Origin of the sequence: Desulfonatronum thiosulfatophilum (assembly GCF_900104215.1) — a bacterium.
GTDB classification, from domain to species: Bacteria; Desulfobacterota; Desulfovibrionia; order Desulfovibrionales; family Desulfonatronaceae; genus Desulfonatronum; species Desulfonatronum thiosulfatophilum.
Genome location: NZ_FMXO01000006.1, coordinates 138,482 through 151,309 on the forward strand (window position 1 = coordinate 138,482; position 12,828 = coordinate 151,309).

Sequence of the window (12,828 nt, forward strand, 5' to 3'; positions counted from 1 at the left end):
AGTGATCACGGTGTATCCATCATCTCCTCCGAGGTTGGCTTTATGCCCCGCCCTTATGGTGGTTATATGGCTGCCGCATAAAGCTAACTTCAACACAGAGCATAAATCCAACTTCGGAGTCAAGAATGATTTGACAGACATTTCTCAAGCTATTGAAAGATAAAAATACGGATCGTATTTTCAAAAAGTGCTTGTAAAATCAGCAGGTGCTAAGGCCGTGAATTTGAGGGGCAGATTTTGTGAAATTAGCATAATAACACTGCGAAGCGATAAAGTCGACTTCGCAGTAAACAAACTAATGAGAAGTAAACTTAATGAGTGAACATACTGAAGTCCGCCTTCCTCTTGTAGAAAAATTGCTCAAACTCGGATGGGATAAAAACCAGCTTCAATATGAGCCGGAATGGCGCGTGCCCAAAACGCCTAGCGAGGCTAGTCGTCGTGAGAAAGGGCAGAGCTTTAAATCTTTTCCAATCGATGTGGCGATTTTTGATCATCCATCCCATGTCGGTGATTATCAACATCTTCAAGTCATAATTGAAACAAAAGCTCCAACTATAGTTGAGGGGATAAATCAGTTAGAAATTTACATGAGCCTTGAGCCTCATGTATTGCTTGGAATATGGACTAATGGTCAGGAATTGATTCTTGTTTATAGGACTCCTGATGGCAAATTTGATATTGAGAAAAACGGGAGCCTTCCCAAACCGACGGATAGCCTTATAAGAACAGCAGGAAAGCGCCTAACTTGGGCTGACTTGGAAGTCCCAACTACTGCGGAATTAAAAAAGACATTTTCTCGGCTGTTAGACGTAGTGGTAAGCAGAGATACCTTAAGCACTCGCAGGGATGATCAGCTCAACAACTTGTGCAATATTATTCTTGCTAAGCTGGAAGGCGATAAGCTAGCCAAATATTCCCCTGATGATCCAGCGCCTTTTCAAGTATGGGGTAGTGAAGAGGAAACCGCGAAAAAGGTAAAGGCACTTTTTGATGGTATGCGCATAGCCCATAGCGACCTATTTTTAACTGATTCGGATAAAGACATACATCTTGATGATCATACAATTCATTCATGCGCGTACGAAATTTCTAAATATCGACTTCGAGACACTTCGATTAGTGTCATCTCTGAAGCATTTCAAATATTTCGAACGTCGAGCTTAAAGTCCGAAGAAGGTCAATATTACACTCCATATCCCGTCATCCGGAGTGCGATAAAATTAATGGAAATCAAGCCAAGTGACAAAGTCCTAGACCCTGCATGCGGAACTGGAGGTTTTCTTCTAGAGAGCTTTAGGCAGCTAATCGAAAACCACCCTACCATGTCTGATGGCGATACAAAGAGCTGGGCAAATCGTCATCTATTTGGAGTCGATAAAGACCGTATTAACGTCAAATTAACAAAGGCGATTATGCTAACGATTGGCGATGGCAGCACGAATACCTATTTGGGTGATTCCATAAGAAAGCATTTGTGGGCTACATATTTTCAAGATTTGCAAACTGCGCTTACGCCTAGATCATTTACATGCATTGTAACAAATCCACCGTTTGGAAAAGGATTGAAGGTTTCAAAGGTTGATGCAAAAGCGGCTGGTTTCACTATTTCCAGAAAGCCGAAAAAACTACCAAGTGGTGGCTTCGAATATTCAAAGAGCGTTCATGAAGAACGAGAGATAGGGATTTTATTTCTTGAGCGCTGCTATGACTTGCTTGCAGATGGTGGAAGGTTAGGAATTATTCTGCCTGAAACATATATGTTTTCACCTTCCTATGCTTGGCTTAGGTTCTGGCTTAAAGATCGGCTTGAGTTAAAAGGCATGCTGAATATTGCCATGGAGGCATTCCAGGGATTCTGTCGCGCGAAGACAAATTTCTATATTTTCGAAAAGGTGGTCGATAAAAATGCATAAACCTAGTTGGTTCCGAGATGGACAAACCCTAATTGTAAACGCAAAAACATGCGGAATTAACAAGGATGGTCATGAGCAGTATATTGTGAATCCAGATACTGGAATTCGTTCAAACTCTGATATTGATGACGATCTGGCAGAATGTTGTGATCTTGTTAAATCTGGGGATTTTTCTAGAAAAGAGGTGTTTTTCTATGTTACGAGTCGAATTGTAGAAAGTAGTTCATATGTTCCAAAATATTTTGACCACAAAACACTTGAGGGAATTGAAGAGCTCTCAAAAAATAATAAAGGATTTACGCTTAAGTCATTAGGTCAGCTTAAAAAAGAAAAAAAATTATTGCTGTTTGGTGGTCATGGAAGCCCCAGCTCCGATCAAAGGCTTGGTGAAATTCCATATATCAAAGTGTCTGACCTTCGCGCGGGGCATGTCAATATTAATCCAACAAATATGGTGCCTCTTGCGCTGGCAAAGAAGTTTTGGGGTGATGACACCTCTGGCCTGCAAGCATATGATCTGGTTTCTCCTGAAAGAGCATCTAAAAATATTGGTGAGTTTTGTGTTCTTATGCCGGGACAAGAAAACTCGGTGTTAACCAAAGAAGTTATTGTTGTCCGAACTAATACAGATTTGTTCGATCAATTCTATTTGCTTTGGGCTCTCACTCTTAAAGAAGTGGTTGCACAATGGGAGCGCATCGTATTCATGCAAACAAATAGGGAAGATGTCGGAAAAAGAATGCATGAGATTCTAATTCCAATACCAGAATCAAGAGAGCTTGCTGATAAACTTTCATTTCAATTTAGAGATTACTATCAAAGCCTTGAAAAGGCTAGACGGATTTTTGTTGACTCTATTGAACATAGCAGCTTTAGTCATCACATTCATTTGGGTGAGTAGCGCTTAACAAATTGCTGCACGCGGGCAGCAAAAAGGGACATCCATGATAAGAAAGTCAAGTGGGAAGATTGAGATTCCCTGAACATCCTGGTTTGAGAAATCCGGGTGCTATGAAATGTTGCTTGCCGACGTCTTTTTATTCTCTCGCTTGGGTCGAGATTGGTTACCGACCAGACATCCATTTGCAGCATCAGGCTGGGAGATATGGCTCTATGTCCCTCCCTTGCGGAAATAGCTTTCGCTGAAGAGTCAGTTTGGGTTAACCCTGCCGTCCTCGAAACAGGCATACAGAAGCATCATGGCAAAAGTGCCATTCGCATAGTCCCTTATTACGCGAGGAACGGCAGGGTGTCGGCAAAAGCTATGTGTCACATCGTATCAGCGCGTTGACGCTCAACAGCTGTGGTTTCGGCAATTTATGCTGCTTTTTTTTCCTCTCTGTACGTGAAAGGTTGCTGTTTTTTGTCTGCAGCCAACAGATATGCCACCATTTTTCTCGCCACGGCCAAAGTAGCGGTGTCTCTGTGCACTCTGCTCAGTACAGGGGAAGAAAGGACAAAATATGCTTGATTCACTGAGCCGTCCGAAGGGTTTCTCTCTGTACTGACGAGTCAATCATGCCGTCCTTGACCCGGATGATGCGTTCCGACGCCATTGCTATCTCATTGTTGTGGCTCACTATGACGATGGTCTTGCCTTGGTCGTGCAGGGAATGCAGAATGGACATGACTTCCGCCTCCGCGGACGAATCAAGGTTGCCCGTGGGTTCGTCCATCATGAGAATATCCGGATCGTTTGCCAGTGCCCTGGCAATGGCGACCCGCTGCTGCTGACCGCCTGAGAGGTCCGAAGGCCTGGAGTCGGTCTTGTCGCCAAGCCCCAGCGACTGCAGCAGATGCATGGCTCTTTCGGTTTGATCCCTCTCCGGTGTTCCCGCAAGCATCATGGCCGTTTCGACGTTCTCAATGGCCGTGAGCCCTTGCAGAAGATTGAAGAACTGAAAGACGAAGCCGATCTTGCGCCCTCGAAGGCGAGCCAGCTCGCTGCTGCTCAAAGCACCGATGTCCACACCGTCGAGAAGAATCCTACCACTTGAGGGGCGATCCAATCCACCGAGCAGGTGCAAGAGAGTGCTTTTGCCATGACCCGAAGGGCCGACTACGCAGGTAAATGATCCGCGGGGAATATCCAGTGTTATGCCGCGTAAAGCCATGGTGGCGGCATCCCCTCTGCCGTAGGTTTTGAAAACGTCCATGGTGCGCAAAATGATGTTATCCATGGCTGATGGCCTCCACAGGCGAGAGACGAGCCGCTCTCCAAGCAGGATACACACCGGCGATTACCGCAACCAGAATGGAGAGCGTCATGGCACCGAGGATAACCGTGACATCGAATACATTGCCGCTGCCCGACCCCTTCATCAGGGTCGTAAAGGCGTTCTCGCTGATGTAGGGCGTCACGATCACCGATGCCAGCATGCCTCCCGCGACTCCGCAGATGCCGCCGAACAACCCATAAAGCCCAGATTCCATGACAAAAACGGAGAAAATCACTTTTCGAGTAGCTCCAAGCGCCTGCAGAATGCCGATTTCTCGCTTTCGCTCATAGGTGGCGGTCATCATCGTGTTGATGATGCCGAAGGCAGCCGCCAGAATCGCCACCGCCGCAATGAGCTGCAGCGTGACGTTCACCGAGCCGACAATGGCAAGCACGGAGCTGAGCATCTGCTGGTCAGAAACCACGCCAAGTCCCGTGGCCGCCCGGATCTGATCGCTGTAGCTCTCGGCAAGCGCCGGATCGTTGAAGGCGATGGCGACATACGAATAGAGGTTCACGGAATTGAAAATATCCTGGGCCAGCTTCATGGGGAGGAAGATGGTTACATCGTCCTTGCCGCCCGTGGCTTTGAGAACGCCTAGCACCGGGACCTGTGCGCCTCTGAGGGTCAGCGTGCTTCCGGGAGGGAAGCCGAATCGTGCGGCAACTTCGGAGCCGATCACGGCCCCCGTGTCCTCAGGAGATGAAAAGTACCTGCCCTGATCGACCGCCAAGCCTCTCGAATGCATGACCTCGTCAGGAAGGATGCCGTTGACTGTAATCGGCACATTGTTGAGGGCGGTCCTCTGGACGAGGAACGGGATCACTGTCAGGCCTTCAATGGATTCGATCCTGACGACCTCCTCAGAAGTGATGTTGGTCGGCATCTGATCGCCGGTAAGAATGGAAAGCTGCTCATATCCGCACGAGCCTTTGGGAATGACGATGAGATTCGCCCCTAGGGCAGCGGTTTCCCGGTGGATCTCGTTCTTCAAGCTGCCGCCCATGGACAGGAAGGTGACGTAGGAGGCTATGCCGATGGTGATCCCGAGCAAAGTGAAGACGAATCTTCCCCGCCGCCAAACAATATTACGGACCACAAGCTTGGAGATGGTCATTTAGCCTCCCAGATTATGGTTACGCACAATTTGGACGGAGTCTGCGTCGAAGATCAGGGTGCCCTTGTTTTCGGTGAAGCTGCCCGCGACAACGACCTCATCTCCCATTGAGGGCCTCTTGCCCGTATATTTGATTGGGAGAAAGACTTTCTCGCAACCCTGGACTGTGCATCGAAGTTCCTTCACGTCCATTATTCCAAAGATGCTCGGATCTTGATTGGATACGGCGCCCGTCACGCCGCGAATGGTGATGTTCCCTGTGTAGGCCAGGGGATCAAAAGCAACGTCGTTCACGTTGAGAGCGGGGGTCGCAGTCGGGTTGAAGACAGCAAGCCCGATGACACTGATGGATATCAGCGAGAAGACGAGAACATATTTTCGCATAGAGATTTTCCTTGTTGTGAGAATTGTTGACAACACCGATCACCTGGACCTCTTGATAAAGGGCCAGCGTTCCGGTTCGCCGGTTGCGACGAGATAGGATGTTCAGAGGTAACTTTTCAGCTCATTCGGTGAATGGGCATTTCCGCACGGGATTCCGGCCTTCGCTGGAGTGACTTTACGCTGCGAGCCGTATCCATGTCAGTCAAGCCCGTGAACGCCGGCGCTATCGCTACCCAGGTCTTTTTTTCGAATATTGCTGAACAGAACGTTCAGAGAAGAGAAATCAGGCGGTTTCTGGAGGGCGTTCGACAAGCATCGAGATTCCCTGGAGACAGCTTTCCGGGAAAGAATCAGAAAGTGTTGCCTGCTCATGCGGAGCAACGATGCTCGTCGCCTTGCCGGTCATGACGATCGGCGCGCACAAGCCGCAAGGGCAGGAAACAAGGAGGCAGGGCGTGCTCTTTGATGACCTCTCGGAGTCGGCCTCGCGGGAGCAGCATTCGCCGTAACCATCGTCGAAGCCGGAGGCGACGGTGGCGAAGGAAATGGGTACTCCTACCAGGGTCAGCGCAAGCACGACAGCGAGCAGAAGAGAAGAGGCATGCGGGATGGAGTAGCTTGTTGAAGACATAAATGGGTCATTAGGTAAATAGGTATCCGGGGCTGTCTACGAAAAGATTCGGCCGATCGTATGAATAAAACGAAGTCTGAGCCTATTGCCCGGATTGCAACGCATATCCGCTACTCAGGTCCAACGGGCATGTCAATGGAGCATGGACAGGTAACCAAGACTGATCAGACAATTACTCCCACAAAACCTCACGCCTCAGAAACTTGAGGAATTGCGCTTGAAAGTGCAAATAAGTTTACAGGTCATAAAACACTCAGGGGCTTGATGGTAAAGATTTATCAAGTTGTTGAGGGGCGCGAAAGCGTGGGCCACAACTCAGTGTTTTTCCCGTAGCATCTCAAGCATTCCCTTCAGGGACGCCAGGGCTGATTGCCGTTTGATTTCCAGACGTGAACCGGAGAAATGAAGGCATGCACTGTGCTGGTACTCTTTGTACGACCAAGCCACCCAGACGGTGCCAACCGGTTTATCGGGTGTTCCTCCGTCGGGACCGGCGATGCCGGAGACGGCAAGGGCCGCTTGGGTGTTCAGCAGTTGCCGGACACCGGAAGCCATGGCCAGAACCACTTCCCGGCTGACCGCGCCACGGGCTGCGATGACGGCCTCAGGCACGTTCAACACCGTGCTTTTGACCTGGTTTGCATAGGCCACTACCGCTCCGGCAAACCATTGGGAACTCCCAGAGATGTTCGTGGTCAGATGGGCGATCAGCCCACCTGTGCAGGATTCCGCCGCGGCCAGCATCCCGCCGCGTTCCATCAGAGTGCGGCCCAATTCCATGATCAGCTTCTCGTGACCTTCATCGCAAATTCTCGCCATGATGAACTCCCTCCTGGTTAAATCGGCGGCATTGTCTGGCCGCTCATTGTCGACCAGAAGGATGGTTGCTTCAATAAGCCACCCTCCAGCCGTCCTTGATCCAAGAAGTGGTAAAGGGTAAGAGCTTTCCGTGCAGGGCGCAATTCTCGGGACGGCACATGTCAGATCTTATCAAAATAATTTTGCTATTTTTAAAAGTCCAGGTTTTCAGTGATGCGATTGAACATAACTAAACGTCACCATGGCCTTCCATGTTCCGGAGAATTTTCAGGAACGAGACATGAATAATTTTCATCCCGGTTCGGTTCTTCTGGTGGCGAAGCGCGACCATGTCGAGGCATTGAACCTTGCCGGAGAAATTTCCGAATGGCTGTCCGGACGCGGTGTCGTGAACAGCGTGTCGGAAAATGTTGACGATCTCGCGTCCCGCCTGCCTCGGTCCTGGCCCACGCCAACGCTGATTCTCGTCCTTGGCGGTGACGGGACCATGATCAGCGTTATCAGAAAGTTGGCCTCGAATCACATCGCCATCTTGGGGATCAATTTTGCCCGGGTCGGTTTTCTCACGGAGTGCTCCAAAGATTCCTGGCAGCCCATGCTGGATGGAATTTTCGAGCATGGAGCGATGATTTCTTCCCGGATGCTCTTGGATGTGCGGTTGATTCGTGACAGCCGGACCATGCTTTCGACCATCGTCGTGAACGACATCGTTGTCGGACGGGGAAGGTTGGCCAGACTGATCAACCTGGAACTTTTCTTCGAAGAGGAACGCATTGCCGCATTGCGAGCCGACGGACTGATCCTCTCCACGCCCACCGGCTCTTCCGCCTATTCCTACTCTGCCGGAGGTCCACTGGTGTATCCGGAAATGGACGTGATCTGCACAACGCCTATCTGTTCGTTTCTTACCGAGATCAAGCCGTTTGTCTTTCCTGCGGAGAGGACGATTCAAGTCCGGATTGACGAGTACACCATGGAGGCTTTTCTGACTCTGGACGGGCAATCCGGCTATCCGCTGATCAAGGGTGATCAGGTGCACGTCACCAGATCGCAATGCAGAATGAATCTCGTAACATCTTCCGGCTACTCGTATTTCCAGAAACTCCGAGCCAAAGGGTTCCTGCAGGAAAGCTGACCGTGTCTCTCCGAAAACATATCGCCTCTCCCCAGGAGATTCGTCTGGGACATGACCCCCGTCTGGATGCCTGGATCCTGCACTTTCTCACCGAAAACAATCTGGACCACGCCACCAGCCCGGATAAAAACGCCTCTCCCGAGCAGATCCGCTTCATGGTTGACCTGGATGAGGATCAATTCTTTCCGGCATGCACGGATTCGATGTTGGATTTCCTGCTCAAGCAGGAAATTGCACCCGAGTTGCGCACTGAATATACGAAGCATTGGGAGAGCATCTTTCGGTTGATTCGCGACCAGATCGCCGACCCATATCTGCGTCGAAAGATCACGGCCCTATGCCGCTACAAATTTCGATCGGCTCTGCATTCCTCCATCATCATTCCCTCCCGGCTGCTCAAATGGATGTTGACGATTTACATGAGCTACAGCGGATTGGATGATCCTTTGCGGGATCGAAAACGTCGCGCCAATGCACGTGCCTACGCCTTTACCCAGACCGCTTTGTACCGCCAGATCACCAGTGCCTGTCCCAAGGAATTGATCGCATGCACAAGCATGGAACAGCTCCGTGAAGATCTGGATCTGCTGGAATTGAAGCGTCTTGTGCGCCTCGCGACGATTTGCGGCATATGGGAGGCCAAGGAGTTTCGGCTGCACAAGACAGTTGCGGAATGGTCGGATGTGATTCCGGTTTGGGAATCCAAAGAAATTCAGCCTGACGCCCAGGCCGTCGTGGCGGAGATAGATGGTCCTTGGCCGGAGTTCGAGGAACTGCGCAACTACTTGTTCCAGAAACGTCATGACGCGTTGAAGATTCTCTACCTGCCGGGAGAAAGCGGGGCACTGATCTTCGACATCCTGATCGTGCGTTCCCTGATCCGGCAAGGGCACCGGGTCATCCTGGCCCTACGGGAAGGCTTCGACTTCATGATGCCGACGATCTGGGACCAGGACAATGATCCCGTACTCGCCGAATGTCTGGACGGAGCGTATTTTCTCACCGATAACCAAGTCTCAAAGAACGAGTTGCTCAAGCGCATCCGCGAGAACCAGCTTCTGGTCATTTCCGACGGCACTCGGGAACGCTTGAATCTCTACCGGACCAGTCTGACTTTTGCCAGAGCCTGGAAGGAATCGCACCTGATCATGGCCAACGGCGCTTCGAACTATCGTCGTCTGATCGCCGTGAACCAGGGATTCACCAGGGATATCGTGTCCTTTCATCGAACCGACCAGAAGGATGTCGTTTTTTTCTGCAAGCCCCGCTCGGAACGCATCCGTCATGTCACGGAAAGAGAGTTGCTGCTCATGGCCGAAAAGCTGATTGAATCCATGCGGACGGCCAGGGCGGAAGGCAAGACCGTCATCTTTTACAGCGCTATTATCGGTTCCATTCCCGGACAGACCAAAGTGGCGATTTCCATCCTGAACACCTTTGTCTCCTATCTGCGCTCCCGGCTGGAACAGTGCCTGATCATCAACCCCGCCGAGCATTTCAAACCGGGCATGGACGGCGACGATCTGATGTACATGTGGGAAAAGGTCCAACGTAGCGGGTTCATTGATGTCTGGCGATTCCAGACGGTGGAGGACATTGAACGCAGTTTCGAGCTGCTTGGTCAGAAAATGCCCGCGGTCTGGAACGGCAAGGACGCGACGTACTCCACCGGCTGCACCAAGGAAATGACCATCGCCTTGGACATGCAGAAAAAGCATTCGGAATTGCAGATCATTGGACCGGATCCAGCCAAATTTTTTCGGCGCAGAGAGTATGGCGTAGGCAAGTATTTTGATATTAGTCTGGAACGAAACTGGCGATAGCTGTGTGACATACATGCTCACAAGGAAGTTCACTTGTCAGGCTTTTCGTTTTTATGACTTGACTCGGAAACTGCATGCAAAAGAAGCATCCCGCAAAGACGTGAATTCAGCGAACTGATCCACCAATTTCAGCTTTCGATTCGCATGATTCAACCAATGAACGACAAAAGGAGTCGCGTCGTGTCCGTATATGAAGCCGTGATCGGCCTGGAGGTGCATGCGCAGCTGCGCACCCGGACGAAGATTTTTTGTGGCTGCTCTACCCAGTTCGGGCGGGAGCCCAATTCCAATGTATGTCCGGTTTGCACGGGCATGCCCGGAGTGCTGCCGGTACTCAACCGAACAGCCGTGGAATACGCGCTGAAAATGGCTTTGGCGGTCCAGTGCAGAGTAAATAACCGCTCGGTTTTCGCCCGCAAGAATTACTTTTATCCGGACCTGCCCAAGGCATATCAGATTTCCCAATACGAACTTCCGCTGGCGGAACATGGTCATTTGCGAATCTGGGTGGACGACGTGGAAAGAACCATCGGCATTACGCGCATCCACATGGAAGAGGACGCGGGAAAGTCCATTCATTCGGCGACGGAAAACAAGAGCTTTGTGGATCTGAACCGCACCGGGGTGCCGCTGATCGAAATCGTCAGCGAACCGGATCTTCGCAGTGCCGACGAAGCCGTGGCCTATCTCAAGGCGTTGCGTTCCATCCTGGTCTACCTCGAAATCTGCGACGGGAACATGGAGGAGGGCAGTTTTCGCTGCGACGCCAATATATCCATCCGTCCCAAGGGCGTGACGGAACTCGGGACGCGCACCGAATTGAAAAACCTCAATTCTTTTCGCCATGTGCACAAGGCGATCGAATATGAAATCTCTCGTCAGGCCGTGCTCCTTGAGGACGGGGAAATGATCGTCCAGGAAACCCGCCTTTATGACGTGGACAAGGGCATCACCATTTCCATGCGCGGCAAGGAAGAAGCCCACGACTACCGCTATTTTCCCGATCCTGATCTCGTGCCCGTGCTGGTCCGGGAGGAGCAACTGCATACGCTGCGGCAGTCCATTCCGGAATTGCCGCAAGCCAGGGAGGCCCGATTCATCTCCGAGTATGGTCTGCCGACCACCGCGGCCCAAACATTGACCGCGGAAAAGGACTTGGCGGAATATTTCGAGAACGTGGTCAGGCTGGGACCGGAACCGCAGAAAGTCTGCAACTGGATGCTCACTGATCTGCTGCGCGAATTGAACCAGGCCAGGATTCCGGTCGCGCAATCCCCGCTGAACCCGGGTCATCTGGCCGAGTTGCTGGCCATGATCGATTCAGGCAAGATCAGCACGAGCATCGCCAAGCAGATATTTCCGGAAATCTTCGCCACAAAGGATTCACCGCAAGCTATCGTGGAGCGCAAAGGGTTGGCCCAGATTTCAGACAGCGGCGCTCTGGAAGCCGTGGTGGATAAGATTCTGGCTGCGAACCCCAAGGAGGTCGAGGCCTACAAAAACGGAAAGACCAAACTGATGGGTTTCTTTGTCGGCCAGATCATGCGTCAAACCAAAGGCCAGGCCAATCCGGACATGGTGAACAAGTTGATCCTGGAGAAGTTGCAATAACTTCAATCTCACGGTCTGACCCCCAAGCACTTCAAACATTCATAACTGAACCATTTGATCACATCATGCAGCCACATATCCAATTCAAACCCGAATCCAACGAACTTCACCTCCTGGATCAACGCCTGCTGCCGCGGACGGAAGAGTGGTTCGTCTGCCGAAACATGGACGACATTATCTTTGCCCTCAAGGAGATGGTCATCCGGGGGGCGCCGGCCATTGGCGTGACAGCGGCCTACGGGTGCTGCATCGCGGCGGGCAATGCCGATCCGTCCTCCTCCCATTGGGTCACGGATCTGGACCGCCAGTTGACGGAACTTGCCCAAGCTCGGCCTACGGCCGTCAATCTGCAGTGGGCCGTGAACTTGATGCGCGAAACCTGGAACGTCAGGCCGGACATCCAGCTTGGGGAGCTGCATCGGATGTGGATCGCGCAAGCCGAGGAACTGCATCGCCAGGACGACAAGATCAACCGGGAGATGGGTCGACATGGCGCGGCCCTGCTCCAGAACGGCGACACCGTGATGACCCATTGCAACGCCGGAGCCCTGGCCACTGGGGCCTATGGCACAGCCCTGGGCGTGATCCGCGCAGCCGTGGAATCCGGCAAACGTATTCACGTGCTGGCCAATGAAACCCGGCCGTTCTTGCAGGGCGCCCGATTGACCGCCTACGAACTGGCGCAGGATGAAATTCCGGTGACCGTTTGCTGCGACAATGCCGTGGGATTGCTCATGGCCAAAGGGATGGTTCAGGCCGTGGTTGTCGGCGCGGACCGGGTCGCGGCCAATGGCGACGCGGCCAACAAGATCGGGACGTACACCGTGGCCGTGTTGGCCAAACGCCACAACATCCCCTTTTACGTGGCCGTCCCCTTCTCGACCATCGACTTTGCAACGGCTTCGGGTGAGGATATCCCCATCGAGGAGCGGACTCCGCTCGAAGTGACCCACATCCAGGATCGTCAAATCACTCCTGACGAGGTGCCCGTGCTCAATTTTGCTTTTGACGTCACCCCAGCCGAACTGATCACCGCCTTGATAACGGAGAAAGGCGTGATCAAGCCCGGGGAGTTGAGGAATTTCAAATCTTAAAATCTGAAATCTCCATCAGAATCCGATTGGTTTGAAATCTCAAATCTGAAACTTGAAATTTTTTTTACCAACCAGCATC

At 51.6% G+C, this 12,828-nt stretch carries 11 protein-coding genes; 6 read left to right on the top strand and 5 right to left on the bottom strand.

All coding sequences use genetic code 11. The annotated features are described in order from the left end of the window. Window positions 1–314 precede the first annotated feature (314 nt). Together BLP93_RS06495 and BLP93_RS06500 are read left to right on the top strand one after the other, a co-directional pair. On the top strand, window positions 315–1,916 hold the full coding sequence (locus BLP93_RS06495) for an HsdM family class I SAM-dependent methyltransferase (RefSeq protein WP_092118837.1): 1,602 nt from the start codon (window positions 315–317) through the stop codon (window positions 1,914–1,916). After that, the gene (locus tag BLP93_RS06500; RefSeq protein ID WP_092118840.1) at window positions 1,909–2,817 is read left to right on the top strand and encodes a hypothetical protein; all 909 of its coding nucleotides are present in this window, start codon (window positions 1,909–1,911) and stop codon (window positions 2,815–2,817) included. Before BLP93_RS06495 ends, BLP93_RS06500 begins: the two co-directional genes overlap by 8 nt. A gap of 571 nt (window positions 2,818–3,388) precedes the next feature. Here BLP93_RS06500 and BLP93_RS06505 read toward each other — a convergent pair. The 5 genes from BLP93_RS06505 to BLP93_RS06520 all read right to left on the bottom strand — a co-directional run bounded on the left by BLP93_RS06505 (window position 3,389) and on the right by BLP93_RS06520 (window position 7,086). Further along, complete coding sequence (locus BLP93_RS06505; protein ID WP_092118843.1) at window positions 3,389–4,096, bottom strand: ABC transporter ATP-binding protein; 708 nt, start codon at window positions 4,094–4,096, stop codon at window positions 3,389–3,391. Next, window positions 4,089–5,252 (bottom strand): ABC transporter permease, encoded by a 1,164-nt coding sequence (locus BLP93_RS06510; RefSeq protein ID WP_092118846.1) that lies wholly within the window; start codon window positions 5,250–5,252, stop codon window positions 4,089–4,091. The genes BLP93_RS06505 and BLP93_RS06510 overlap by 8 nt, the downstream gene beginning before the upstream one ends. Further along, window positions 5,253–5,636: a hypothetical protein gene (locus tag BLP93_RS06515; protein ID WP_092118849.1), complete on the bottom strand. Its 384-nt coding sequence runs from the start codon at window positions 5,634–5,636 to the stop codon at window positions 5,253–5,255. Window positions 5,637–5,919: 283 nt separating this feature from the next. Further along, entirely contained in the window at window positions 5,920–6,267 is a 348-nt protein-coding gene (locus tag BLP93_RS16605) for a hypothetical protein (RefSeq protein WP_139162937.1), read from the bottom strand. Window positions 6,268–6,582: 315 nt separating this feature from the next. Next, window positions 6,583–7,086: a CinA family protein gene (locus tag BLP93_RS06520; protein WP_092118852.1), complete on the bottom strand. Its 504-nt coding sequence runs from the start codon at window positions 7,084–7,086 to the stop codon at window positions 6,583–6,585. A gap of 280 nt (window positions 7,087–7,366) precedes the next feature. On the opposite strand from BLP93_RS06520, the gene BLP93_RS06525 reads away from it, so the two are divergent. The 4 genes from BLP93_RS06525 to mtnA all read left to right on the top strand — a co-directional run bounded on the left by BLP93_RS06525 (window position 7,367) and on the right by mtnA (window position 12,749). Then, window positions 7,367–8,221 (top strand): NAD(+)/NADH kinase, encoded by an 855-nt coding sequence (locus BLP93_RS06525; protein WP_161946212.1) that lies wholly within the window; start codon window positions 7,367–7,369, stop codon window positions 8,219–8,221. A gap of 2 nt (window positions 8,222–8,223) precedes the next feature. Continuing rightward, complete coding sequence (locus BLP93_RS06530; RefSeq protein ID WP_092118858.1) at window positions 8,224–10,044, top strand: ARMT1-like domain-containing protein; 1,821 nt, start codon at window positions 8,224–8,226, stop codon at window positions 10,042–10,044. Window positions 10,045–10,224: 180 nt separating this feature from the next. Then, window positions 10,225–11,655: an Asp-tRNA(Asn)/Glu-tRNA(Gln) amidotransferase subunit GatB gene (gene gatB / locus BLP93_RS06535; RefSeq protein WP_092118861.1), complete on the top strand. Its 1,431-nt coding sequence runs from the start codon at window positions 10,225–10,227 to the stop codon at window positions 11,653–11,655. 65 nt (window positions 11,656–11,720) lie between these two features. Next, the gene (mtnA, locus tag BLP93_RS06540; protein WP_092118864.1) at window positions 11,721–12,749 is read left to right on the top strand and encodes an S-methyl-5-thioribose-1-phosphate isomerase; all 1,029 of its coding nucleotides are present in this window, start codon (window positions 11,721–11,723) and stop codon (window positions 12,747–12,749) included. Window positions 12,750–12,828: the final 79 nt, after the last annotated feature.

Coding starts and splice junctions, on each gene's coding strand:
- BLP93_RS06495 (WP_092118837.1), top strand. CDS start 315: ATGAGTGAACATACTGAAGTCCGCCTTCCTCTTGTAGAAAAATTGCTC.
- BLP93_RS06500 (WP_092118840.1), top strand. CDS start 1,909: ATGCATAAACCTAGTTGGTTCCGAGATGGACAAACCCTAATTGTAAAC.
- BLP93_RS06505 (WP_092118843.1), bottom strand. CDS start 4,096: ATGGATAACATCATTTTGCGCACCATGGACGTTTTCAAAACCTACGGC.
- BLP93_RS06510 (WP_092118846.1), bottom strand. CDS start 5,252: ATGACCATCTCCAAGCTTGTGGTCCGTAATATTGTTTGGCGGCGGGGA.
- BLP93_RS06515 (WP_092118849.1), bottom strand. CDS start 5,636: ATGCGAAAATATGTTCTCGTCTTCTCGCTGATATCCATCAGTGTCATC.
- BLP93_RS16605 (WP_139162937.1), bottom strand. CDS start 6,267: ATGTCTTCAACAAGCTACTCCATCCCGCATGCCTCTTCTCTTCTGCTC.
- BLP93_RS06520 (WP_092118852.1), bottom strand. CDS start 7,086: ATGGCGAGAATTTGCGATGAAGGTCACGAGAAGCTGATCATGGAATTG.
- BLP93_RS06525 (WP_161946212.1), top strand. CDS start 7,367: ATGAATAATTTTCATCCCGGTTCGGTTCTTCTGGTGGCGAAGCGCGAC.
- mtnA (WP_092118864.1), top strand. CDS start 11,721: ATGCAGCCACATATCCAATTCAAACCCGAATCCAACGAACTTCACCTC.